The following is a 22,512-nucleotide window of genomic DNA, read 5'->3' as shown; positions in this document are numbered from 1 at the left end:
GTCTGCGTTACGTCCGCCCGGACATGGCGCGGACGGGGACGTGCCGCCCGAGAGCGGTCAGAGGGTGGCGAGGTAGGCTGCGCAGCCGGTGAGGGCCGCGTAATCGTCCTCGACGATGCAGACCGGGAAATCGTCCATGAAGGCCGAGAAGCGGCCCTTGTCGCGGAAGTTCTCGGCAAAGCCCATCGGGCCCAGATGGGCGGCGAAGGCCCGGGCCACGCCGCCGCAGAGATAGAGGCCGCCGAAGGGCAGGTGGATCAGGGCGAGATTGCCCGCCTCGGCGCCGAGGAGCCGGGCGAAGAGCTCGGCCGCGGCGCGCGCCGGGCCGGGTTCGGCGATGGCCGCCATGATCTCGGCCGCCGACTTGCGGTCCTCGAGGCCGGCCTCAGCGGCGGTGAAGGCATAGAGCCGCTCGAGACCGCGGCCCGACAGCACATCCTCGACGCCGGCGAAACCGTGGGCCGTCTGGACGAATTCCGCGAGCCGGAGGTCGCGCGCGGTGCGGACGGGCATCCCGGCATGGCCGCACTCGGAGGCCGCCACCAGGCGCAGGCCCGCGACATCGTGGACGGGCGCCGCGTTGAAGCCGGTGCCGACGCCCACGACGAGCATCGGGCCCCCGCGGCGGGGAGTAGGCCCCGGGATCAGGACGCGCAGATTGGCCGGATCCAGATGGCCCAGCGCATGGCCCTGCGCCTGAAGATCGTTCAGCACCGCCACGCGCGGCGCGCCGGTCGCGCGCTGCAGTTCGGCGCCGTCGACGGTCCAGGCGAGGTTCGTGAGAAGGGCCACCCCGTCCCGGACCGGGCCCGCGGCGGCCACGCAGGTGCCGTCGATCTCGGGGCTGCCGGCGACGGAGAGGAAGTCGCGCAGGACCGGCGCCAGAGCAGGATAATCGGCATTCCGGAAGCGGCGCGTCGTTTCGGGCCGCAGCCGGGATCCCTCCGCCAGCGCCACGCGGGTGTTCGTGCCACCGATGTCGGCGACGAGGCAAAGGGGCGCGTCGGCCATGGCGTTCTCCGGACTGGCTTACCGCGCCAGCGCGCGGGCCAGGGCGTGATAGGATGCTTTCGGGGTGCGCTGCAAGTTCTGGAAGTCGACATGAACCAGACCGAAGCGCTGGTCGTAGCCGAAGGCCCACTCGAAATTGTCGAGAAGCGACCAGACATGGTAGCCCCGGACCGGCACGCCCTGCGCGATGGCCCTCTGCACCGCGGCGAGATGGCCCTCGAGATAGGCGATGCGGTCGGGATCCTGCACCTCGCCCGCCTGCACCCGGTCGGCGGCGGCCATGCCGTTCTCGGTCACGATGAGCGGCAGACCGCGGGTGTAGCCCTCGTGAATGCGGAGCAGGATGTCGCTCAGGCCCTCTGGATGGATCTCCCAGCCCATCCGGGTGCGCGGCAGGGGGCCCTCCACCTCGGACAGGCCCGGCCAGGGGCCGGGTGCGGCCGCCACCAGCTTGCGGGTGTAGTAGTTGATCCCGAACCAGTCGAGCGGCTGGGCGATGCGGTCGAGGTCCTTCTCCCATCCGCTGGGCAGGTGCGGCGCGATCCCGTCCAGAGCCTCCTCGGGATACTGGCGGTTGAAGAGGGCCGAGACGAACCAGCGGTTGATCAGGGCGTCGTGCCGGCGGGTCGCTGCGGCCGAAGCCTCGCTGCCGTCGGCGGGGATCGCATGTTCGAAGTTGCAGACCGCGCCGAGATTGCCCACGCCGAGCCCGCGCGCGCTCTCGACGGCGGCGCCATGGGCGAGGAGCACATGATGCATCGCCCGGGCCGCGGCGCGGATGTCGCGCAGTCCCGGCGCATGATGGCCGAGGAAGTGCGACAGCCAGGCCACGCACCAGGGCTCGTTCACGGGCGCGGTGGACCAGACCCGGTCGCCAATGCGCCCGAGCAGTACCTCGGCATAATCGGCGAACCAGCCTGCGATGTCGCGGTTGCGCCAGCCGCCCAGATCCTGCAGCGCCGAGGGCAGTTCCCAGTGGTAGAGCGTGAGGGCGGGCTTCAGGCCGCGGGCGAGCATGCCGTCGACGAGACGGTCGTAGAAGTCGAGCCCCTCGGCATTCACCGTGCCGCGGCCCTCGGGCATCACCCGCGCCCAGGAGGCCGAGAAGCGGTAGCTGTCGAAGCCCGCATCGCGCACGAAATCGAGATCCTCCTCCCACCGGTGGTAATGGTCGCAGGCGCGGCGGCCATCCTCGGCATGAGCCACGTTGCCGGGGGCGGCGGCGAAATCGTCCCAGTGGGTGCGTCCTGCGCCCCCCGCGCCGTGGCCCTCGATCTGGTAGGCCGAGGTGGCCACCCCGAACAGGAAATCGGCGGGGAAGTCGGCGCGGGAAAAGGTCATGGAAGGCTCCGTCAAGGCTGTCGGGCAAGGCTGTCGGGCGGCGGGGCCCGCGCGGATCGGGGCGGCCGGCTGCGGTCGGGCGGGAGTGGTCCCCCGGGGCGGGGCATGCCGGATCCCTGCCGGAACGGATGATCCCCGGCTCCTCTCGAACGGTCGTCCGGCGGCGGCGGTTCCGCCGCAAGGGGAACCGCGGGTCGCCGGGCGACGTTGCGCCCTCGAGGCAACCGGGCATCTGCCGCCTGCGGTTGGGCTTTCCTGCCACGGGAGGGGCAGGCAGAAGCCCGCGACAGCCCATTCGGGCGGGCCCGGTCTCTTGTGTATCTGGTGGGGAGGACGCGATGAAGGCGAGGGGTCCCGCGATTGCGGCCGCGCTGGCACTGGTTTCCGGCCCGCTTGCGGGGCAGGAGCTGAGGTTCCCCCCGGGCGAGGATGCGCGCTTTCACTGGGACAGTTTCGAGGCGCTGAAGAGCCAGGATCTCGCCGGGCAGCGGCTGACGATCCTCGGGCCCTGGCTGGGGCCGGACAAGGCTCTGTTCGACTCGGTCATCGCCTATTTCGAGGCCGCGACCGGCGCCGAGGTGACCTACAACGGCTCGGACAATTTCGAGCAGCAGATCGTGATCGACGCAGGCGCGGGCTCGCCTCCCGACATAGCGGTCTTTCCCCAGCCGGGTCTGGCGCGGGATCTGGCCTCGAAGGGCCAGCTCGCGCCGCTCGATCCGGCGACAGCCGACTGGCTGCGCGAGAATTACGCCGCGGGCGAGAGCTGGGTGAGCCTCGGGACCTTTCCCGGACGGGACGGCACCGAGGCGCTCTACGGTTTCTTCTACAAGATCGATGTGAAATCGCTCGTCTGGTATGTGCCCGAGAATTTCGCGGACTTCGGCTACGAGATCCCCCGGACGATGGAGGAGCTGCGCGCTTTGACCGAGCGCATGGTCGCGGACGGGGTGACGCCCTGGTGCATCGGCCTCGCCTCGGGGGGGGCCACAGGATGGCCCGCGACCGACTGGGTCGAGGACATGATGCTGCGCATCAACCCTCCCGAGGTTTACGATCAATGGACCTCGAACGGGATCCCGTTCGACGATCCGCAGGTGGTGGCCGCCATCGAGGAGTTCGGTTGGTTCGCGCGCACGCCCGACTTCGTGGCGGGAGGCCCGAATGCCGTGGCCGCGACCGACTTCCGCGACAGCCCGAAGGGCCTGTTCTCCGCGCCGCCCCAGTGCTTCATGCACAAGCAGGCGAGCTTCATCCCCTCGTTCTTTCCCGAAGGCACGGTGATCGGCGAGGATGCGGATTTCTTCTATCTGCCGGCCTATGCCGACCGCGATCTGGGCCAGCCGGTCTTGGGGGCGGGCACGGTCTTCGGCCTTACCCGCGACACGCCGGCGGCGCGCGCCTTTCTCGAATTCCTGAAGACGCCCATCGCGCACGAGGTCTGGATGGCGCAGACCGGGTTCCTCACCCCTTTCACCGGCGTGAATACCGATGTCTACGGGGATCCCACGCTGCGCAAGATGGGAGAGATCCTGCTCAATGCAACGACCTTTCGCTTCGACGGCTCGGACCTGATGCCGGGTGCGGTGGGGGCGGGGGCCTTCTGGACCGGCATGATCGACTACATGGGCGGCAAGAGCGCCGAGCGCGTGGGCGCCGACATCCAGCGGACCTGGGATACGTTCAAGTGAGGCGGCGGGCGGCTGCCGGGCGCCCGGGCAGTCCGGGGCCGGAGGCGGCGCTTGCCGCGGGGAGGAAGGAGGCGGCATGGACCAGCTGATGATGGCGGGGGGCACCATCGTGGTGGGGGTGTTCGGCTGCGTGGCCTATTTCTTTGCCGCCAACCTGATCCTCGATGCGATCTATCCCGCCAGGGGTCCCCGGGCCGGCGCCAACATCTCCCGGGCGAGCGCGATCCGGCCCTGGCTCTTCCTTCTGCCCGCGATCCTGCTGCTCGGCATCTATCTCGTCTATCCGGTCTTCGTCTCGATCTGGCTCTCGCTGCGCGACGCGAGCGGCGAGAAATTCGTGGGCCTCGCCAATTACGAGTGGCTGGTGAACGACACCAAGTTCCGCGAGTCGATCCGCAACAACTTCCTGTGGCTACTCGTCGTGCCCGCCGCCTCGACCTTCTTCGGGTTGGTCGCGGCCGCGCTGACCGACCGGATCCGCTGGGGCAACCTCGCGAAGGCGCTGATCTTCATGCCGATGGCGATTTCCTTCGTCGGCGCCTCGGTGATCTGGAAATTCATCTACGACTATCGCGGCGAGGGGCGCGAGGAGATCGGCCTCCTGAACGCGGTGATCGAGGGGCTGGGGGGCACCGAGCAGACCTGGCTCGCCATCCCGTTCTGGAACAACTTCTTCCTGATGGCGGTGCTGATCTGGATCCAGACGGGCTTTGCCATGGTGATCCTTTCGGCCGCCCTGCGCGGCATCCCCGAGGAGACGGTCGAGGCCGCGGTGCTCGACGGCGCCTCGCCGTTGCAGATCTTCCTCAGGATCAAGGTGCCGCAGATCTGGGGCACGATCGCGGTGGTCTGGACCACGATCACCATCCTCGTACTCAAGGTCTTCGACATCGTGCTGGCCATGACCAACGGCCAGTGGGGCACGCAGGTGCTGGCCAACCTCATGTTCGACTGGATGTTTCGCGGCAACGACGCGGGCCGGGCGTCGGCCGTGGCGCTGGTCATCATGGTCCTCGTGACGCCGATCATGATCTGGAACATCGCCAACGCCCGGAAGGAGACCCGCTGATGGACAACATCGCCGGCACCCGATCGAGCCTCGTCTGGGCGGTCCATCTGGCCGTGGTGGCGCTGGTCCTCCTTTGGACGCTGCCCACATTGGGCCTCCTCGTCTCGTCCTTCCGCGACCGCGACCAGATCGCGGCGACCGGCTGGTGGGCCGCGCTCTTCCCGGCGGAACAGCGCATGGTGGTGCGGCTCGCCGGGGCGGACGAGCAGCGGCAGGACGGCGATCTCTGGATCGTGGAGGGCGATCTGACCGAGGAGGGGACGCTGAACCGCTTCGGCACCTCGGCGCGCGCACCCTTCGCCCATGCCGCCGGAGAGACGGGGGAGCTTTCGAACGGCGGCCGCGTGACGGTCGAGGCCGACGGCAGCTACCGCGCCGAGGCGGCACAGCCCTTCGGGGACCGCGGCCCGCGCCTCTTCGTGGCGGTCGATACCGCGCCGCGCTTCACGACCGCCAATTACGAGCGGGTGCTCTTTGCCGAAGGGATCGGCCGCGCCTTCCTCAACACCATGACGGTGACGATCCCGGCCACGATCATCCCGATCCTCGTGGCGGCCTTTGCGGCCTATGCGCTGGCCTGGATGGAATTTCCCGGCCGGGCGCTTCTGATCGCGGCCGTGGTGGGGCTTCTGGTGGTGCCGCTGCAGCTGGCGCTGATCCCGCTTCTGCAGCTCCACAATGCGGTGGGGATCGGCAAGGACTACCTCGGGATCTGGCTCGCCCATTCGGCCTTCGGCCTGCCGCTCGCGATCTACCTGTTGCGCAACTACATGGTGGGCCTGCCGCGCGAGATCATCGAGAGCGCCCGCGTCGATGGCGCCACGGACTTCCAGATCTTCGTCAAGATCATCCTGCCGCTGTCGTTTCCGGCGCTGGCGAGCTTTGCGATCTTCCAGTTCCTCTGGACGTGGAACGACCTTCTGGTGGCCACCGTGTTCCTGTCGAACACGCCCGAGCAGCTGGTGATGACGGGCGTCTTGCGCGAGCTGCTGGGATCGCGCGGCGGCGACTGGGAGATCCTCGCCGCCTCGGCCTTCGTCTCGATCGCGGTGCCGATCGTCGTGTTCTTCGCGATGCAGCGCTACCTCGTGCGCGGGCTGCTGGCGGGGTCGGTGAAATGAGCGTGCGCCGGAAGGGAGGGGACAATGGCTGATCTGAAGCTGACCGGGGTCGAGAAGGCCTATGGCGAGGTGCGCGTCCTGCGCGACATCGATCTGACCATCGAGAAGGGCGAACTCATCGTCTTCGTCGGGCCTTCGGGCTGCGGCAAGTCCACGCTCCTGCGGATGATCGCGGGGCTCGAGCGGATCAGCGGCGGCACGCTCGAGATCGACGGGCAGGTGGTCAACGACGTGCCGCCCGCGCAGCGCGGCATCGCCATGGTGTTCCAGAGCTACGCTCTGTATCCGCATATGACCGTGCGGCAGAACATGGAATTCGCGCTGAAGATCGCGGGCCAGTCGAAGGCCGAGATCGCCCTCGCCGTCGAGAACGCGGCCCGGATCCTGCAGCTCACGCCCTATCTCGACCGGCTGCCCCGTGCGCTCTCCGGCGGGCAGCGCCAGAGGGTCGCCATCGGCCGGGCCATCGTGCGCGATCCCAAGGTCTATCTCTTCGACGAGCCGCTCTCGAACCTCGATGCGGCGCTCCGGGTGGCCACGCGGATCGAGATCGCCCAGCTCAAGGAGAAGATGCCCGACCGGACGATGATCTACGTCACGCACGATCAGGTCGAGGCGATGACGCTGGCAAGCCGGATCGTCGTGCTGGAGGGTGGCGGGATCAGCCAGGTGGGCACGCCGCTCGAGCTCTACACCCGCCCGCGCAATGCCTTCGTCGCCCGCTTCATCGGCTCGCCCGCGATGAACCTCCTGCCGGGCGAGATCGTCGAGACCGGCCCCGAGACGGTCGTGCGGCTCGATTCAGGCGGCGTGGCGCGCACGGCGATTCCGACGAGCCCGGAGGATCTGGGGCTTCTGGTCGATCTCGGTGTGCGTCCCGAAGATCTGGTCAAGACCGACGGCCCTCCGCTCTACGAGGGCGAGGTCGAGATTACCGAGGCCCTGGGCGAGGTGACGCTGCTCTATTTCGTGCCGCGCGACGAGGGCGGGCAGGTGGTGGCGAAGCTGCCCGGCATTCAGGCCGACCTGCGCCACCGGACCGTGCGCCTCGGCGCCGACCCCGCCCGGCTGCACCTCTTCCACGAGGGCCAGTCCCTGCTCTACCGCGACCGGACGGAGCTCGCCCCGGCCTGAGGGAGGAACGCGCGCTCCCCTTGCCGGCCATCAAGGCCCGCGTCTCGTGCCGCGGTTCAGCCCTGCGAGCAGGCGTAGAGCGACACGAGGGCAAGCACGAGGGCTGCGACGCCGATCCAGGTGACGCGTCGCGATTCCTTCTTCTTGTCGGGGACCGGCCTCGAGCGCGGCGGCTGGCGAGGCTGCGTCCGTCCGGTCCCTTCGGCCGGAGTGGCCGTGGCTGCTTCGGGGCGCGTCCCGGCTCCGGCAGGGCCTGCGGGCGGGCGGGGGTCTGCCCCGCGCTCCGGGACGGGGCCGCCGGGGTTGTGCCGCTCGGCCGGCGGACCGGCCTCGGGTTGGCGGGCGGGGCCGGGCTGCTGCGCCGCATCGCCGGGTGCGGGGCCTCGGGTGGGTCTGTCGTCGCTCATCGGATCCTCCGGGTTGCTTCCCTGCGCAACCGGAACGGCGGGCGATTGTTTCCGGCGGCGGGGGCGACTACCCTCTGCCGCCGGATGCGCTTGCGCAGTAACCGCTTCTCGAAGGTCGTTCCATGTCCCGTCCGCCGGTCTTTCCTCCGCCCCAGTTTCCGCCGCCCCGGCCGCGGCCGTTTCAGCGCACGCCGCCGGCGATCTTCCCGCCGATCCTCGGGCTTCTGGCGCTCGGGCTCGGGCTGCGCCGTGCGGCAGAGATCTGGGGCCTGCCCGCGGGACTTGCCGAGGCGGTGCTGGGGGCCACCACGGGCCTCGGCGCCTTCGCGGTGGCGGCCTATGCGGCGAAGGTCGCGCAACGGCCGGGGGTGGTGATCGAGGATCTGCGCGTGCTGCCCGGCCGCGCGGGGCTCGCCGCGCTGGTGCTGGGGTTGCTCGTTCTCGCGGCGGTGCTCGTGCCCTACGGTCCTGCGGCTGCGCGGGCGGTGCTGGTCGCGGGCCTCGGGCTGCAGACGATTCTCGCTGTCACGGTGGCCGCGCTGCTTCTCTCCGGGCCGAAGGAAGGGCGCGTGGTGACGCCAGCCTTTCACCTTCATTTCGTGGGCTTCATCATCGGGGGGCTCACGGCCGCGCCGGTGGGCTGGCCGGGACTGGGGACGGTGCTGCTGGCGGTCTGCGCGCCGGTGGCGGCGGCGATCTGGATCGCTTCCCTCGTCCAGTTCCTCCGGCGCGTGCCGCCGCCGCCGCTCCGCCCGCTGCTCGCGATCCATCTCGCGCCTGCGGCGCTGCTGGGGCTCGTCGCGGGGCAGCAGGAGCTGCCGCTGGTGGCGCAGCTCTGCGCGGCGGCCGGAGGCGTGCTGCTGCTGGCCTTCCTCGCCTCCGCGCGCTGGCTGCTTGCGGGCGGCTTCAGCCCGCTCTGGGGGGCGCTGACCTTTCCGCTCGCGGCCTATGCCGGGCTTCTCCTCGTCGTCTGGCCCCAGGCGGGGGCGGTGCTGCTGGCGGCGGCGGCGCTCGTCATTCCGCCCATCGCGGCGAAGATCCTGCAGGAGTGGGCGAAGGGCCGTCTCGCCGTGCGCACCAACGCGGCGCAGGCCTGACGCCCGGGGTCCGGCCGGACCTGCCGCCGCCTTGCAAGGTGTCCCGGACCGCGCCGGAACGCCGACCCTCGGGGGCGTCCGGGATCGCGCCCCGGCGCCCGCTTCCGTCGCAGGAAGAGCCGGTTTCCCCTTGCCTTCCCTGCGCCCCCATGAAACAGGGAACCGCCAAACGATCCCATCCAAGGAACACCCCATGGAGATTCGCGAGGCTCTCACCTTCGATGACGTCCTTCTCGTTCCCGCCGCCAGCAGTGTGCTGCCGTCGGACGCGGACACGTCGACCTTCGTCACGAAGGCGATCCGCATGAACATCCCGCTCCTGTCCTCGGCCATGGACACGGTGACCGAGGGACGTATGGCCATTGCGATGGCGCAGGCGGGCGGGATCGGCGTGATCCACCGCAACCTCGGCATCGAGGAACAGGCGCGCGAGGTGAGCCGCGTGAAGCGCTTCGAGAGCGGCATCGTCTATGCGCCGATCACGCTGCGTCCCGACCAGACGCTCGCCGATGCGAAGGCGCTGCAGGAGCGTTACAACGTGACGGGCTTCCCCGTGGTGGACGAAAGCGGCCGCGTGGTGGGGATCGTGACCAACCGCGACATGCGCTTCGCCAATGACGATCGCACGCCGGTCAAGGTGATGATGACCTCGGACAATCTGGCGATCCTGCAGGAGCCTGCGGACCGCGACACGGCCATCAGCCTGATGAAGGCGCGCCGGATCGAGAAGCTTCTGGTGACGGACGGGCAGGGCAAGCTCACGGGGCTTCTCACGCTCAAGGACACCGAGAAGTCCGTGCTGAACCCCAACGCCTGCAAGGACGAGCTGGGCCGGCTCCGGGTCGCCGCGGCCTCGACCGTGGGCGAGGCGGGCTTCGAGCGCAGCCAGGCGCTGATCGAGGCGGGCGTCGACATGGTGGTGATCGACACGGCGCACGGCCATTCGGAAGGCGTGTCGCTCGCGGTCGAGCGGATCAAGGCTTTCTCGAACTCGGTGCAGGTCGTGGCAGGCAACGTCGCCACCGCCGAGGCCACGCGGGCCCTGATCGGCGCGGGCGCGGATGCCGTCAAGGTGGGGATCGGCCCCGGCTCGATCTGCACCACGCGGATCGTGGCGGGCGTGGGCGTGCCGCAGCTGACCGCGATCATGGATGCGGCGGGGGCGGCCGGCGACGTGCCGGTGATCGCCGATGGCGGGATCAAGTTCTCGGGCGACTTCGCCAAGGCCATCGCCGCCGGCGCCTCCTGCGCCATGGTGGGCTCGGCCATCGCGGGCACCGACGAGAGCCCGGGCGAGGTGATCCTCTATCAGGGCCGCAGCTTCAAGAGCTACCGCGGCATGGGCTCGCTCGGCGCCATGGCCCGCGGCTCGGCCGACCGCTACTTCCAGAAGGACGCGGCTTCCGACAAGCTGGTGCCCGAGGGGATCGAGGGGCAGGTGCCCTACAAGGGGCCTGCCGCGGCGGTGATCCACCAGATGGTGGGCGGCCTGCGCGCCGCCATGGGCTACACCGGCAACCGCACCGTGGCCGAGATGCGGCAGGGCTGCCGCTTCGTCCGCATCACCGGCGCCGGGCTGAAGGAGAGCCACGTCCACGACGTGCAGATCACGCGCGAGAGCCCGAACTACCGGCTGGGCTGACGTGCCCTTCCGTCCCGGGCAGCCGTTGCCCGGGACGGCAACCGGCCGAAGGATCTCGGATGAGAGCGGCCGGAACCCGTTCCCGGAGGCCGCGCAGACAGAGCTCTGCCATCGTAGGTCGGCAGACCCCTCTGCATCCGGACTGCGGGCCGGAGGTCAGTTCCTGCCGCCGAGCGGGACAGGCTGCCGGCCGAAGGCCACTGCCTCCGAGCCCGAGGGAGCCGCCCTGCGTCTCACGGCGGCAGGCGGCAGACCCGCGAGCGTGCGGTGCTTGGCCACGGTTCTTCGCGCGACATGGATGCCGCGCCGGGCCAGCGCCTCGACGATCTCGCCATCCTCCAGCGGCGCGTGAGCGCTCTCGGCGGCAATGGTCTCGCGGATCAAGGCCTGAAGGGCCGGTGCGCTGAGCGCTCCGGTGCCCTCCGCGAGCCGCGCGCAGAAGAGATCGCGCACCGCCACAAGCCCGCGCGGGGTCGCCATCAGCAACCCAGTGACCGTGCGGCTGATCGTGCTCGGGTGCAGGGCCAGCGCATCGGCCGCCTCGCCGATCCCCAGGGCGACGAGGGCGGCCGGCCCCTCATCCAGAAAGGCGCGCTGGCGCTCCACCACCAGCGCCCCCACGGCAAGGAGGGTCCGGCCGCGCAAGCCGGTCGCCTTTGCCAGTGACAGGGCCTCCTGATGCATCTGGCGGACATCGGCCGGGCTGCCGTCCGGCAGGGGCGCCACCCGGACCTCCGGCAGAAGCGAGCGGTTCAGCTCGACGCTCCAGCCCGAGGCGGTGCGGCGCGCGATAAGGTCGGGCTCGCGCAGGGGAGCGTCTTCGGCGGCAAAGGCAGCGCCCGGTTTCGGATCCATGCGCCGGATCAGCTCGAGGCAGCGGAGCACCGTCTGCTCCTCGAGCCCGGCTGCGCGCGCCACGGCTGCCGGTCCGTCGGAGGCAAGACAGTCGAGGCGATCCAGCACGGCCGCCATCGCGGGATCGAGCTGTCCCCGGTCGCGCGCCTGCAACATGAGGCACTCGCGCAGGTCGCGGGCGAAGATGCCGGCGGGCTCCATCTGCTGCAGGCGGTGGAGCACCCGCGCCGCCTGCTCTTCGGCGCCGGGCGCGAGGCGCGACAGAGGCTGGCCCAGCCAGCCCGAGGGCTCCAGCGCCTCGAGCAGGCGGAAGGCCAGCGCCCGGTCCTCGGGATCGGCCATGGCCATGCGGATCTGCGAGCCGAGCCAGGCGTGCAGGTCGGGCGGCAGGGCTGCGCTTTCGGGGATCGGCGCGGCGGTGGCCGGCTGCCTCACCCGCAGGAACGGGTTCCGCTGGGCCTCGGCCGCGATCCGCTCCGCCCAGTCCGTTCCGGTCGCCTCAAGGATCTCGGCCCGCTGCACGAGAACGGCCCGCTGGGCCAGCCGCTGGCCCAGCCGGAGCTGCATCGACACCATTCTGTGCCCTCGGTGGCGCTCAGTGAGCCGCCGTGGGCGAGGGCGGGGCGCCCGGCTCGCCGCCCTTGCGCGAGGCGATGAAGCGGGCGGCAAGCACCAGCGCACCCATGGCGAAGTCCGGACCGTGGGCGGCGATCATCTCGTCGGAGATCCCGGCGAGGCGGGCGAAGAAGTCGTCCTTGCTGGCGTCCGGGCTGGCATCGGGGGTCATCACGGGTCCTTTCGTTTACGGATCGGGTCTCACTTGAAGATCATGTCGGGAAGTTCGACGAGGGCTGCCGTCCCGCTCGCCGTGCCGAGGCCCATGTGGCGGCCGCCGGGGGCGAAGGCGAGGGCGGTGATCTCGTCGCCGCTGCCGGGAAGCAGAACCAGCTCCTCAGGCCTGCCGAGGCGGGCCAGGACCAGCTCGCCTCCCGCCCGGGAGAAAGCCACCAGATCCCGCGTGGGATGGGCCGCGGCGCAGGTCACCGCCACCGCCGAGGCGGTCCCCGTGGCGAGGGCGCCGCCGTGATCGCCCGCGAAGGGCGGACGGTCGAGCGACCAGGCCACCAGCCGGAAGGCGCCGGAGGCGACGAGCGTCCCGCCGGAGGCAAGAAGCACCGAGCGGGAGGCGGTCGGAAATCCGGCAAGATGGGCGAGCCGTCCGCTGTCCCGCTCCAGAAGCCAGATGCCCGCGCCCTCGCAGGCCCCGGCGATCCAGCGCCCGGAGAGGGCGAGCGGTCCCTGTGCCGAGGGCAGGGGATATCTGCGGGGAGCCTGCCCGGCGCAGAGCCACAGCCCGTCCGCGGTCGAGATTGCAAGAGTGCCATCCTCGGCAAAGGCCAGCGCGCGCGCCCGGGCCTCGAGGACTGTCCCTTCGCTTCCATCCTCGCGCAGCACCACCCGGCCCGGAAGAGCCAGCGCCAGCTGCCCGTCGGTGGGATCGACGGCCAGCGCCTGCACCGGATCTCCTCCGGCGGCGCGGAGCCGGACCACCTGTCCGCGCGGCGTGACCTGATGGACCGATCCATCCGCTCCGCCCACGGCGAAGCCGCCGCGCGGCAGCACCGCCACCGCCGCGGCGGCGGGCAGCGCTTCGGGCTCGATCAGGGGCGGCAGCGCCCGGCGCCGGGGCCGGATGGTCATGCGGCCCACGTCGCCCTCCATCCGCATCCGCGCCGAGGCGGGTTCGCCGTCGGCCACGGCGCCGAGGGTGAGACCGCCCTTGGCGTCCCGGAACAGGACGGCTGTGCCGGCCGCATCGAACATCACCTCGGCGATGGCGGCCGGGCGCTGCCAGCTTCGGGCCAGAAGGTCGAGAAGTCGGGGGCTGAAGCTCTGGTTCACGTCCGTCCTCCTGTGCCGTTCGCGGCATCGTCATGAGCGGCAAGGCGCTGTTCGGCCTCCTCCACACGCAGGGTGGCCTCGCGGACCTCTGCCAGCGCTTCGGCGATGGCCTCGTCCGGCCCGTCCGCAATCTGCAGGCCGGCCAGCCGCCGTGCCGCCCGCTGCTGCTCGGCGATGCGGCGCGCGACCTCCGCCACCAGACCCGCCCGCTCCATCATGGGTCGCGCCGCGGCGGGCGCACCGCCGCCTCCTGCTCGCGAAGCCGCTCGACCACGGTGCCGATGCCCTCGGCGAAGCGCGCCTCGGCCATCTCGATCAGGCTGGCGATCGCATCCCAGATATCGACGCGCAGCATTGTCTCGGCATCCGCCGTCAGGGCCTCGATCTCCTGCAGGTGAAACGGGCGGGCGAGGGCCGCGCCGGTAAAGACGAAGTCGCGCATCTCGGCCGCATGGCTGTCGACGAAGAAGGGCAGCAGCGGATGCTCCTCGGGGGTGGCGCCGGCATGGGCGAGGCTCCGGGTCAGGAAGGCGCGGAAATGCGACTGAAGCAGATCCTGACTCTCGCCCAGAAAACGCATGGTGAAAATCAGGTCCTGCGGCGCGCGCGCCACGAGTTCATTGGCGATGCGCCGCGAGGCGGCTTCGGGCGGGAAGGAGGGAACCTGACTGGCTGGCATGCGCTGTCTCCGCACTGTCCGCTGCCCTCAGCCTAGCAGGGTCCGCGCCGGGCGGATCGGCTCCGATGGCCTTTTATGGATATGCGGGGTGACTTTTTTCGGCCCGGGCGCGGAGCACTGTCGCAGGATGTTACGGCGCACCGTTACAGCTGTATCGTCCTGCTACCTTCGCACCTGCAAAAGGGTGCGCCGCGGCGCGGAAACGATTGAAACGGCGGCGAATCATGCCGCGGCACCCGGCGCTGTAAAGGGCCGTGACAGTGCCCATTACAGCTGTAACGGGCCTTGACCGCGAGCCACGACGGATGGGGATGCGCCGGGCACGCCTGTGGCGCATGCCGCAGAAAAAATATTTCCTTCAGTCTCAGAATGTTGACGCTTGAAAAGCCATTTCATCGCGGCCTTTTGCCGCCGGTGGCACCGGCTGTGCGGCAGGAGGATCACAACAAGTCCGAACGGCCCTCAGGGCCCAAAGGCGCAAGAACGAAGGGAGGAGGCCCGGCGGCACGGTGCGCCGCGGGGCAGTGACCTGAACCTTTGCCGTGATCCGCAGACCCAGGGCGGCCCCCGGCCGCATTCCGTGGGAGCAGGCTCCCACGCCATAGATGGAGGCTCATGGCATGACGTCCCTCACCTTGAACAAGATCACCTCGCAGCGCGGAATCTCCGTGGGCGAGGCGACCAAGAAGATCTCCGACCTCGGGTGGAACCCCACCTACGTTCAGGAGGCGGCGACCTTCCCGACCGACTACAAGATCTCGAAGGCGCCGCGCGACCCGATGAAACAGGTGCTGCGGTCCTACTTCCCCATGCAGGAGGAGAAGGACAACCGCGTCTATGGCGCCCTCGATGCGGCGCTGCGCGGCGACATGTTCCGCAATGTCGAGCCGCGCTGGGTCGAATGGATGAAGCTGTTCCTGGCGATCATCCCGTTCCCGGAGATTTCGGCCGCGCGCTCGATGGCCATGGTGGCCCGCCTTGCCCCCGGCGAGGATCTGCGCACCGGCTTCACCATGCAGATGGTCGATGAATTCCGCCATTCCACGATCCAGATGAACCTGAAGAAGTGGTACATGGAGAATTACATCGACCCGGCCGGGTTCGACATCACCGAAGAAGCCTTCGGCAAGTGCTACGCGACCACCATCGGCCGGCAGTTCGGCGAGGGCTTCATCACCGGCGACACGATGACGGCCGCCTGCATGTATCTGACGGTGGTGGCCGAGACCGCCTTCACCAATACGCTCTTCGTGGCCATGCCGTCGGAAGCGGCGCGCAATGGCGACTATGCGCTGCCCACCGTCTTCCTGTCGGTCCAGTCGGACGAGAGCCGGCACATCGGCAACGGCCACTCGCTCCTGATGGCCGCGCTGAAGGAGCCGGAGAACCACCTGCTGCTCGAGCGCGACCTGCGCTATGCCTTCTGGCAGAACCACGCCATCGTCGATGCGGCCATCGGCACCTTCATCGAATACGGCACCACCAACCGCGACAAGGACAAGGAATCCTACGCGGAGATGTGGCACCGCTGGATCTTCGAGGACTACTACCGCACCTACATGCTCCCGCTCGAGAAATACGGGATCAAGGTCCACCACGACGACGTGCAGGAAGCCTGGAACCGGATCACGAAGAAGCACTATGTCCACAAGGTCGCGCAGTTCTTCGCGGTGGGCTGGCCGGTGAACTTCTGGCGGATCGAGGCCCAGACCGACCGCGACTTCGAGTGGTTCGAGCAGAAATATCCTGGCTGGTATGCCGAGTTCGGCGAGTTCTGGCGCTGGTATGCCAAGCTCTCGAAGCCCGGACAGAAGGTCATCACCTTCAACGAGGAAGTGGGCTACGTCTATCCGCACCGCTGCTGGTCCTGCCTCGTGCCCTGCCTCATCCGCGAGGACATGGTGGTGGACGAGATCGACGGACAGCTCCACACCTTCGCCCACGAGCTCGACCGCTGGACGGCCGTCGAGGCCTTCTCGGACGAGTATCAGGGCCGGCCGACCCCGGCGATGGGCCGCTTCTCGGGCAAGCGCGAATGGGAGACGCTCTATCACGGCTGGGATCTGGCCGACGCCATCAAGGACCTGAACTTCGTCCGCGATGACGGCAGGACGCTGACCCCGCAGCCGCACCTGCGCTTCGACGACAAGGACATGTGGACGCTCGACGACGTGCGCGGCCACACGCTGCTCTCGCCGCTCACGCTCCTGCGCGAGATGAGCCCCGAGGCGCGCGAGAAGCACCTGGCGGAATACCGCGCCGGTTTCACCATCAATCCCTGCCACTGACCAAGACCGGGGGGCCGGCTGCGGCCCCCTCACCGCAAGGGAAGAACGGACGGCAAGGAGGCCGAACCGAATGGGAGAGGTTTACACAGCGGAGAAGCGGCCCGGGATCGAGGTCGAAACCCACACCGTGCGGCTCGAGCCGGTGGGTGTGGAATTCGAGGTCCGCGAGGATGAGACGATCCTCGATGCCGCCTTCCGGCAGGGCATCTCGTTGCCGCACGGCTGCAAGGAGGGCCAGTGCTCGGCCTGCAAATGCGTGCTGACCGAGGGCGAGGTGGAGATGCTGAAATATTCCACCTTCGCCCTGAACGAGAGCGAGCGCGACAGCGGCCATATCCTCATGTGCCGGGCGAAGGCCTATGACGACCTTTGCATCGACCTCCTGAACTATGACGAGGAGGTGCTGTCGAAATCGATCCCCGTCCGGAGCTTCCAGGGCCGCATCTCGAGGTTCGACCGGCTCACCCACGACATCCGCGGGGTCGGGATCGAGATCGACGCTCCCCTGAAATTCTGGGCGGGACAATATGTCGACATCACCGTCACCACCGAAGAAGGGGAGACGATTACGCGCTCGTTTTCCATGGCAAATCCGCCGAGCGAAACCCAAAGCCTCGGGTTCATCATCAAGAAATACCCCGACGGCAAATTCTCCAACCAGCTCGACAGCGGAGGAATCCGCCTCGGAGCCGAAGTCACCGTCACCGGACCCTACGGGATGTGCTTCCGGCGGGAAGGACGGGACGGACCCGTGATCCTCGTGGGGGCCGGATCGGGGATGTCGCCCGTCTGGTCGATCCTGCAGGATCATCTGGCCAGCGGCGAAGCGCGCGAGGTGCTTTTCTTCTACGGCGCGCGCACGCCGGAAGATCTTTTCCATCTGGAGGAGATCGGGTCGCTCACCGAGGCGCATCCGTCGGTGCGCTTCATCCCGGTCCTGTCGCACGCCTCGATCGATTGCGGTTGGACGGGCGAGCGCGGCTTCGTCCACGAGGCGGTCTCACGCATCCTGCGCGAGGAGGGCCTCGAGGGGCAGGGCGATGTCTATGCCTGCGGGCCGCCGCCGATGATCGATGCGCTCCAGCCCGTTCTCTTCATGCTCGATTTCGACAGCGAGCGGATCTTCTTTGACCGCTTCACCACAACTTCCGGCGCCTCGGGGCACTGACGCCGGCCGTTTCATCAGGGAGGAAGACCAATGCCAGCAGTCTCGAGTTCCGTGGGCTCCGGCGCCGCGGGCGCGGCGATCTTCGCCGGCTCCGCCAGCCGCCGCTACAATTACTTCGAACCGCGGGGCAAGCGGGCCACGCATTACGAGGACGTCACCTGCGATGTCCAGCCCGATCCCGAACGCTATCTGATCCAGGACTGGATCATCAGCTTCAACAACGGCAAGGGCGCCTACACCAAGGACAATACCCGGGCGCTGAGCTCGAACTGGCACGCGTTCCGGGCGCCCGACCAGGAATGGGAGCGCACCCACTACCAGCGCCAGTCGAAGATCGAGACCATGGTGCAGTCGGTGATCGCCAATGCCCGCAAGGCGGGCGCGCCGCGCGCCTTCGACCGCGCCTGGATCAAGATCCTCCAGACCCATCTCGGCGCGTGGAAACATGCGGAGTTCGGGCTCGGCACCTCGCTCATGCAGGCGCAGCGCTACGGCTACACGCAGATGATCAACAATGCGACGCTGACCAACGCCTCCTACAAGATGCGGCTCGCGCAGGACATCACGCTCTATCTGGCCGAGATCGGCATGGACATCGACGGGTGGGATGACGAGGCCGGCAAGCGCGCCTGGCTCGAGGATCCGGTCTGGCAGCCCTGCCGCGAGGCGGTCGAGACGATCATGGGGGCGGAAGACTATCTGGAACAGTATTTCGCCATCAACCTCATCTTCGAGCCGCTGGTGGGCGAGCTGTTCCGGTCGGGCTTCCTGATGCAGGCGGCGGCGGCGAACAACGATTTCATCACGCCCCCGGTGATCTCGGCGGCCGAGGCCGACTACGAGCGCAACCTCGCGAACACCATCGACCTGATGTATCTGCTCGCGACCGACAACCAGCATGCGGAGGCCAACCGCGCGCTGATGACCGCCTGGATCGGCAAGCACGCGACGCTTGCCGACAAGGCGGCCGCGGCCCTGCAGCCGATCTGGTCGCAGCCCCACTCCAAGCCCGTGAGCTTCGAGGATGTCCGCGCCGTCTCGCATGAGCGGGTGGGCCGGATCCTCGGCGAGCTCGGCCTTTCCCGCTAAGGAGACAGCACATGTCCGTTGCAGCGCGCGACAGCACGAAATCCAACATCTTCAAGTCGATGAAGGACATCACCTTCGAGCAGACGATCTCGCACCAGTGCGGGGTCACCATGAACGACTCGGTCGAGGCCCGCGCCATCGCCGAATTCATGGACCAGGATCCGAAGGTCACCGTCACCTACAACCCGGCGCTCATCCGCATCGACGGCGAGGGCAAGCTGATCTTCAAGATGGATGAGATCAGCGAGTTCCTCGGCAAGGAGATGACCGCCGAGATGTTCGAGGTGAACACCTCGACCCACTACGGCCGCATGGTCCGGGTGGACGACAATACGGTGATCCTCTTCGGCGACATGGAAGAGGTGATGGAATACATCTGACGACGCCGGGGCGGGCCGCCGCGGCCCGCCTCACCCACGACGCGAAACAGGGAGAGAGCGATGTACAAGACCGCCGACGGCCGCGAGATCTTTATTGTGGATGCCCATACCCATTTCTGGGACGGCAGCCCCGAGAACCAGCGCAACATCCACGGCAAGCAGTTCATCGACTGCTTCTACGCCTATCACTCGGCGCTGAGCCCGCCGGAGGAGAAGTGGGAGAAGTCGCGTTTCGAGAAATATTCCGAGGACGACATCTATCGCGACCTGTTCGTGGACGGTCCCGATGACATGGCGATCATCCAGACCACGGTGCTCGGCGATTTCTACAAGACCGGTTTCGGCTGCATCGAGCGGTCGAGCCGCATGGCCGCCCGCAACCCCGGCCGCTTCATCGTCAATGGCGCCTTCGATCCGCGCGACGGCGAGAAGGCGCTGGAATACATCCACTACATGAAGGAGACGCACGACATCACCGGGGTGAAGCTCTACACCGCCGAGTGGCACGGCGACAGCCGCGGCTGGAAGCTGACCGACCCCGCCGCCTACAAATGCTTCGAGCTGTGCGAGAAGCTCGGCATCCGCAACATGCATGTCCACAAGGGCCCGACGATCATCCCGCTGTCCAAGGACAGTTTCTCGGTGGGCGACGTGGACGATGCGGCCACCGATTTCCAGGGCCTCAACTGGATCGTCGAACATTGCGGCCTGCCGCGGCTCGATGATTTCTGCTGGATCGCGGTGCAGGAGACGAACGTCTACGGCGGGCTCGCGGTGGCGCTGCCCTTCATCCACACCCGTCCGCGCTACTTCGCCGAGGTCATCGCGGAACTCCTGTTCTGGCTGGGGCCGGACAAGATCCTTTTCGGCTCGGACTATGCGATCTGGACGCCGAAATGGCTGGTCGACCGGCTCTGGAACTTCCAGATCCCCGAGGACATCGCGGCCGAGCGGGGCGTGCAGCTGACCGACGAGATCAAGGAGAAGATCCTCGGCCTGAACGCGGCGCGGCTCTACGGCATCGACGTGGATGCGAAGCGGCGCGACTTCGCGGACCATCCTGTCCTGATCGCGGCGGAGTGAACCGATGGAGGTGCCGACGACTGGAAAGGCGGCCGCCGTCTGGGCCCGTCTCGCCCGCGTGGCTGACCCCGAGCTGGACGAGCCTGTGACCGACCTCGGCTTCATCGAGCGCCTCAGCGTGCAGAAGGGGGCGGTCGAGGTGGACTTCCGGCTGCCCACCTACTGGTGCTCGCCCAACTTCGCCTTCCTCATGGCCGAGGGGATCCGGCGCGAGGTGGCGGCCCTGACCTGGGTCGGGCAGGTGCGGGTGCGCCTGCTCGACCATCTCTTCGCCGACAAGGTGAACCGCGGCGTGAACGAGGGCCTGGCCTTCGGCACCATCTTTGCCGAGGAGGAGGGTGGCGATCTCGAGGAGCTCCGCGCGATCTTCGCCGAAAAGGCCTTCCAGAGGCGACAGGAGGCGGTGATCCTCGCGCTGCGTCGGGCGGGGACGGGGGCGGACGAGCTCTGCCGGATGACGCTCGGCGATCTCGGCCGGGTGCGGCTCGGCGACGATCCGGGGGCTGCGGAACTGCCGCGCTATCGCGCCATCCTGCGCGAGACGCTGCGGGCGATCGATCCGGGGGATCCTGCCTTCGTGACCTGGGGCGGCGAGGCTCTGACACCCGAAACGCTTCCCGACCACATGGCGCGGCTGCGGGCGGTGCGGATCAACATGGAGTTCAACGGCGCGCTCTGCCGTGGGCTTCAGGCGGCCCGCTACCGCACGCAGCCGGAGGCGGAGACGGCGCCGGACCAGCCGGAGCTGATCGACTTCATCCTCAACCGCGTTCCCCCGCGCGAGGCAGCCGCCAGCCGCCTCTGAGCGGCTGGCATCGACAGGGAGCCGCGACCGGTGGATCGCGACGCACAGACGCCCCGCGATGGCGGCGGCGCAAGGAGGACCATATGCCGAAGAAGATGCTGCACAGCCACGACGCGCGAAAGGCGCTGGCCCGAGGGGTCGCCCGTCTCGCCGCGGCGGTCGAGCCGACCCTCGGTCCGAAGGGCATGAATGCGATGATCGACCGGCCGGTGGGCACGCCGCTGGTCACGCGCGACGGAGTCTCGATCGCGTCCGAGATCGAGCTGCCCGACCGGTTCGAGAATATGGGTGCGCAGGTGGTGCGCGAGGTCTCGATGCAGACCAACGAGGTGGCGGGAGACGGCACTACCACCGCCATCGTGCTGGCCAACGCCATGATCCAGCAGGGGGTGATCCTGGCCGAGAAGGGCGCAAAGCCGGTCGATCTCTGCCGCGGCATCGAGCTGGCCGTGGCTCGCGTGGTGGGCGCGCTGAAGGAGACCGCGCGCCCCGCCGCCACCGACGAGACCATCCTCGGCGCGGTGGCGCGGATCGCCGCCACCGACGAGACGCTGGGGGCCCTCGTGGCCGAGGCCCATGCGCGCGTGGGCACCAGCGGCGTCATCACGGCCGATTACGGCGTGACGGTCGAGACCACGCTCGAGGTGATCGAGGGCATGTCCTTCGACCGCGGCTATCTCTCGCACCACATGGTCACCGACACGGAGAGCATGGAGGCCCATCTCGACCGCCCGCTGATCCTGATGACGGATCAGAAGATCCGGGATCCCGAGACGCTGACCGCCGCCCGCACGCTTGCGCGCGAAGAGGGGCGCCCTCTCCTGATCGTGGCCGAGGAGGTCTCGCCCGAGGTGGTGATCTCGCTGCTCGAGGCGCCGGCGCCCGAGCGCTATCTGGTGGTGCATCCGCCGGAATACGGCCACTGGCGGCGCGCGATGATGGACGATCTGGCGATCCTGACCGGCGGGCAGGTGCTGGCGCGCGATCTGGGCCACCGGCTCGAGGCGGTAAGCCGGGCGCAGCTCGGCGGCGCCGGCAAGGTGGTGACCAGCGCCAGCCACACCACGATCCTCCGCGGCGAGGGCGATCCGGCGACTATCGCGGCGCGGAGGGCCCAGGTGCAGCGCCAGTTCGAGGCCGCGCCCCCCAACATCGAGCAGGACAAGCTGCGCGAGAGGGTGGCGAAGCTCTCGGGCGGCACGGCGATCATCCATGCGGGCGGCGTGACGCCCGTCGAGCAGAAACGCACGATCCAGCTCGTCGAGGATGCGCTGAACGCGGTGCGGGCCGCGGCCGAGGAGGGCGTGGTGCCCGGCGGCGGCACGGCGCTGGCGCAGGTGGCGCCGGTGCTCGACACCCTGACCGGCCTGTCGGGCGACGTGGCCGAGGGCGTGCGGCTGGTGCGCTCGGTCCTGACGCGGCCGCTCGCGCGGATCGCGCTGAACCGGGGCAGCGACCCGAATGCCGTGGTCAAGGCCGTGACCGAGGCCGAGCCCGGAACCGGCTTCGACGCAAGCTCGGGCCAGCACCGCGACATGATCGCGGCCGGCATCATCGATCCGGTGCGCGTGACCTCCGCGGCGCTTGCGAATGCAGCCTCGGTCGCGGCGCTGATCCTGACCACCGAGACGCTGGTCGGCCATTTCGACGAGGCGGAGGATCCGACCGAAGGCCCCGCTCTGGGCGGCGGCGCCGAACGGCTCGGCCGGCCCTGAAGACCGAGCCCGCCGGGAGCGCCCGGCGGGCCGCA

General features: G+C 69.0%; 21 protein-coding genes. 13 read left to right on the top strand and 8 right to left on the bottom strand.

Going from position 1 to position 22,512, the window contains the following annotated elements:
• Nucleotides 1–57 precede the first annotated feature (57 nt).
• Together RSP_RS07500 and RSP_RS07495 are read right to left on the bottom strand one after the other, a co-directional pair.
• A complete protein-coding gene (locus tag RSP_RS07500) occupies nucleotides 58–1,011 on the bottom strand; it encodes a glucokinase (RefSeq protein WP_011337814.1) in 954 nt (317 codons plus the stop codon).
• Between the two features lie 18 nt (nucleotides 1,012–1,029).
• Nucleotides 1,030–2,352, bottom strand: a complete 1,323-nt coding sequence (locus RSP_RS07495; protein ID WP_011337813.1) for a GH1 family beta-glucosidase — start codon at nucleotides 2,350–2,352, stop codon at nucleotides 1,030–1,032.
• Nucleotides 2,353–2,690: 338 nt separating this feature from the next.
• Between RSP_RS07495 and RSP_RS07490 the strand changes: the two genes are divergently transcribed.
• From RSP_RS07490 to RSP_RS07475, 4 genes are all read left to right on the top strand, one after another.
• The gene (locus RSP_RS07490; protein ID WP_011337812.1) at nucleotides 2,691–4,043 is read left to right on the top strand and encodes an ABC transporter substrate-binding protein; all 1,353 of its coding nucleotides are present in this window, start codon (nucleotides 2,691–2,693) and stop codon (nucleotides 4,041–4,043) included.
• Nucleotides 4,044–4,119: 76 nt separating this feature from the next.
• Nucleotides 4,120–5,112 (top strand): carbohydrate ABC transporter permease, encoded by a 993-nt coding sequence (locus RSP_RS07485; RefSeq protein WP_011337811.1) that lies wholly within the window; start codon nucleotides 4,120–4,122, stop codon nucleotides 5,110–5,112.
• On the top strand, nucleotides 5,112–6,233 hold the full coding sequence (locus tag RSP_RS07480; protein WP_011337810.1) for a carbohydrate ABC transporter permease: 1,122 nt from the start codon (nucleotides 5,112–5,114) through the stop codon (nucleotides 6,231–6,233). Before RSP_RS07485 ends, RSP_RS07480 begins: the two co-directional genes overlap by 1 nt.
• Nucleotides 6,234–6,257: 24 nt before the next feature.
• Nucleotides 6,258–7,367, top strand: a complete 1,110-nt coding sequence (locus tag RSP_RS07475) for an ABC transporter ATP-binding protein (RefSeq protein ID WP_011337809.1) — start codon at nucleotides 6,258–6,260, stop codon at nucleotides 7,365–7,367.
• A 56-nt stretch (nucleotides 7,368–7,423) separates the two neighbouring features.
• On the opposite strand, the gene RSP_RS07470 is transcribed toward RSP_RS07475, so the two are convergent.
• On the bottom strand, nucleotides 7,424–7,774 hold the full coding sequence (locus RSP_RS07470; protein WP_023003623.1) for a hypothetical protein: 351 nt from the start codon (nucleotides 7,772–7,774) through the stop codon (nucleotides 7,424–7,426).
• 122 nt (nucleotides 7,775–7,896) lie between these two features.
• Between RSP_RS07470 and RSP_RS07465 the strand changes: the two genes are divergently transcribed.
• Nucleotides 7,897–8,871 carry an SLAC1 family transporter gene (locus RSP_RS07465; protein ID WP_011337808.1) on the top strand — a complete coding sequence of 325 codons (975 nt, stop codon included), beginning with the start codon at nucleotides 7,897–7,899 and terminating at the stop codon, nucleotides 8,869–8,871.
• 193 nt (nucleotides 8,872–9,064) lie between these two features.
• A complete protein-coding gene (gene guaB / locus RSP_RS07460) occupies nucleotides 9,065–10,513 on the top strand; it encodes an IMP dehydrogenase (protein ID WP_002720025.1) in 1,449 nt (482 codons plus the stop codon).
• A 156-nt stretch (nucleotides 10,514–10,669) separates the two neighbouring features.
• Here the strand turns inward: guaB and RSP_RS07455 are convergent, their stop codons facing one another.
• Genes RSP_RS07455 through RSP_RS07435 form a run of 5 tightly spaced genes read right to left on the bottom strand, consistent with a single transcriptional unit; the run spans nucleotide 10,670 to nucleotide 13,949 of the window.
• Nucleotides 10,670–11,935: an RNA polymerase factor sigma-54 gene (locus RSP_RS07455; protein ID WP_227590638.1), complete on the bottom strand. Its 1,266-nt coding sequence runs from the start codon at nucleotides 11,933–11,935 to the stop codon at nucleotides 10,670–10,672.
• Between the two features lie 28 nt (nucleotides 11,936–11,963).
• A complete protein-coding gene (locus tag RSP_RS07450) occupies nucleotides 11,964–12,155 on the bottom strand; it encodes a hypothetical protein (protein WP_002720023.1) in 192 nt (63 codons plus the stop codon).
• A 29-nt stretch (nucleotides 12,156–12,184) separates the two neighbouring features.
• Entirely contained in the window at nucleotides 12,185–13,270 is a 1,086-nt protein-coding gene (locus tag RSP_RS07445) for a WD40 repeat domain-containing protein (protein ID WP_011337806.1), read from the bottom strand.
• Nucleotides 13,267–13,488 (bottom strand): hypothetical protein, encoded by a 222-nt coding sequence (locus RSP_RS07440; RefSeq protein WP_002720021.1) that lies wholly within the window; start codon nucleotides 13,486–13,488, stop codon nucleotides 13,267–13,269. Before RSP_RS07440 ends, RSP_RS07445 begins: the two co-directional genes overlap by 4 nt.
• Complete coding sequence (locus RSP_RS07435; protein ID WP_011337805.1) at nucleotides 13,485–13,949, bottom strand: hypothetical protein; 465 nt, start codon at nucleotides 13,947–13,949, stop codon at nucleotides 13,485–13,487. Before RSP_RS07435 ends, RSP_RS07440 begins: the two co-directional genes overlap by 4 nt.
• A 620-nt stretch (nucleotides 13,950–14,569) precedes the next feature.
• Between RSP_RS07435 and RSP_RS07430 the strand changes: the two genes are divergently transcribed.
• The 7 genes from RSP_RS07430 to groEL all read left to right on the top strand — a co-directional run bounded on the left by RSP_RS07430 (nucleotide 14,570) and on the right by groEL (nucleotide 22,477).
• Complete coding sequence (locus RSP_RS07430; protein ID WP_015920568.1) at nucleotides 14,570–16,237, top strand: aromatic/alkene/methane monooxygenase hydroxylase/oxygenase subunit alpha; 1,668 nt, start codon at nucleotides 14,570–14,572, stop codon at nucleotides 16,235–16,237.
• Nucleotides 16,238–16,307: 70 nt separating this feature from the next.
• Nucleotides 16,308–17,405, top strand: a complete 1,098-nt coding sequence (locus tag RSP_RS07425) for an NADH:ubiquinone reductase (Na(+)-transporting) subunit F (RefSeq protein WP_011337803.1) — start codon at nucleotides 16,308–16,310, stop codon at nucleotides 17,403–17,405.
• Between the two features lie 30 nt (nucleotides 17,406–17,435).
• Nucleotides 17,436–18,494 (top strand): aromatic/alkene monooxygenase hydroxylase subunit beta, encoded by a 1,059-nt coding sequence (locus RSP_RS07420; protein WP_002720017.1) that lies wholly within the window; start codon nucleotides 17,436–17,438, stop codon nucleotides 18,492–18,494.
• Nucleotides 18,495–18,505: 11 nt separating this feature from the next.
• Entirely contained in the window at nucleotides 18,506–18,874 is a 369-nt protein-coding gene (locus RSP_RS07415; RefSeq protein ID WP_002720016.1) for an MmoB/DmpM family protein, read from the top strand.
• A gap of 60 nt (nucleotides 18,875–18,934) precedes the next feature.
• Nucleotides 18,935–19,957 (top strand): amidohydrolase family protein, encoded by a 1,023-nt coding sequence (locus RSP_RS07410; RefSeq protein WP_011337802.1) that lies wholly within the window; start codon nucleotides 18,935–18,937, stop codon nucleotides 19,955–19,957.
• Nucleotides 19,958–19,961: 4 nt separating this feature from the next.
• A complete protein-coding gene (locus tag RSP_RS07405; protein ID WP_011337801.1) occupies nucleotides 19,962–20,762 on the top strand; it encodes an iron-sulfur cluster assembly protein in 801 nt (266 codons plus the stop codon).
• Nucleotides 20,763–20,845: 83 nt separating this feature from the next.
• Nucleotides 20,846–22,477: a molecular chaperone GroEL gene (gene groEL, locus RSP_RS07400; RefSeq protein ID WP_011337800.1), complete on the top strand. Its 1,632-nt coding sequence runs from the start codon at nucleotides 20,846–20,848 to the stop codon at nucleotides 22,475–22,477.
• Nucleotides 22,478–22,512: the final 35 nt, after the last annotated feature.

The organism is Cereibacter sphaeroides 2.4.1 (assembly GCF_000012905.2).
GTDB lineage: Bacteria > Pseudomonadota > Alphaproteobacteria > Rhodobacterales > Rhodobacteraceae > Cereibacter_A > Cereibacter_A sphaeroides.
Note: the sequence above shows the minus strand (reverse complement) of the source record. Positions and strands in the feature narration are given on the sequence as shown.

What these genes read in the sequence shown, in the direction of transcription:
- RSP_RS07500 (WP_011337814.1), bottom strand. Translation starts at nt 1,011, where the DNA reads ATGGCCGACGCGCCCCTTTGCCTCGTCGCCGACATCGGTGGCACGAAC.
- RSP_RS07495 (WP_011337813.1), bottom strand. Translation starts at nt 2,352, where the DNA reads ATGACCTTTTCCCGCGCCGACTTCCCCGCCGATTTCCTGTTCGGGGTG.
- RSP_RS07490 (WP_011337812.1), top strand. Translation starts at nt 2,691, where the DNA reads ATGAAGGCGAGGGGTCCCGCGATTGCGGCCGCGCTGGCACTGGTTTCC.
- RSP_RS07485 (WP_011337811.1), top strand. Translation starts at nt 4,120, where the DNA reads ATGGACCAGCTGATGATGGCGGGGGGCACCATCGTGGTGGGGGTGTTC.
- RSP_RS07480 (WP_011337810.1), top strand. Translation starts at nt 5,112, where the DNA reads ATGGACAACATCGCCGGCACCCGATCGAGCCTCGTCTGGGCGGTCCAT.
- RSP_RS07475 (WP_011337809.1), top strand. Translation starts at nt 6,258, where the DNA reads ATGGCTGATCTGAAGCTGACCGGGGTCGAGAAGGCCTATGGCGAGGTG.
- RSP_RS07470 (WP_023003623.1), bottom strand. Translation starts at nt 7,774, where the DNA reads ATGAGCGACGACAGACCCACCCGAGGCCCCGCACCCGGCGATGCGGCG.
- RSP_RS07465 (WP_011337808.1), top strand. Translation starts at nt 7,897, where the DNA reads ATGTCCCGTCCGCCGGTCTTTCCTCCGCCCCAGTTTCCGCCGCCCCGG.
- guaB (WP_002720025.1), top strand. Translation starts at nt 9,065, where the DNA reads ATGGAGATTCGCGAGGCTCTCACCTTCGATGACGTCCTTCTCGTTCCC.
- RSP_RS07455 (WP_227590638.1), bottom strand. Translation starts at nt 11,935, where the DNA reads ATGCAGCTCCGGCTGGGCCAGCGGCTGGCCCAGCGGGCCGTTCTCGTG.
- RSP_RS07450 (WP_002720023.1), bottom strand. Translation starts at nt 12,155, where the DNA reads ATGACCCCCGATGCCAGCCCGGACGCCAGCAAGGACGACTTCTTCGCC.
- RSP_RS07440 (WP_002720021.1), bottom strand. Translation starts at nt 13,488, where the DNA reads ATGATGGAGCGGGCGGGTCTGGTGGCGGAGGTCGCGCGCCGCATCGCC.
- RSP_RS07435 (WP_011337805.1), bottom strand. Translation starts at nt 13,949, where the DNA reads ATGCCAGCCAGTCAGGTTCCCTCCTTCCCGCCCGAAGCCGCCTCGCGG.
- RSP_RS07430 (WP_015920568.1), top strand. Translation starts at nt 14,570, where the DNA reads ATGACGTCCCTCACCTTGAACAAGATCACCTCGCAGCGCGGAATCTCC.
- RSP_RS07425 (WP_011337803.1), top strand. Translation starts at nt 16,308, where the DNA reads ATGGGAGAGGTTTACACAGCGGAGAAGCGGCCCGGGATCGAGGTCGAA.
- RSP_RS07420 (WP_002720017.1), top strand. Translation starts at nt 17,436, where the DNA reads ATGCCAGCAGTCTCGAGTTCCGTGGGCTCCGGCGCCGCGGGCGCGGCG.
- RSP_RS07415 (WP_002720016.1), top strand. Translation starts at nt 18,506, where the DNA reads ATGTCCGTTGCAGCGCGCGACAGCACGAAATCCAACATCTTCAAGTCG.
- RSP_RS07410 (WP_011337802.1), top strand. Translation starts at nt 18,935, where the DNA reads ATGTACAAGACCGCCGACGGCCGCGAGATCTTTATTGTGGATGCCCAT.
- RSP_RS07405 (WP_011337801.1), top strand. Translation starts at nt 19,962, where the DNA reads ATGGAGGTGCCGACGACTGGAAAGGCGGCCGCCGTCTGGGCCCGTCTC.
- groEL (WP_011337800.1), top strand. Translation starts at nt 20,846, where the DNA reads ATGCCGAAGAAGATGCTGCACAGCCACGACGCGCGAAAGGCGCTGGCC.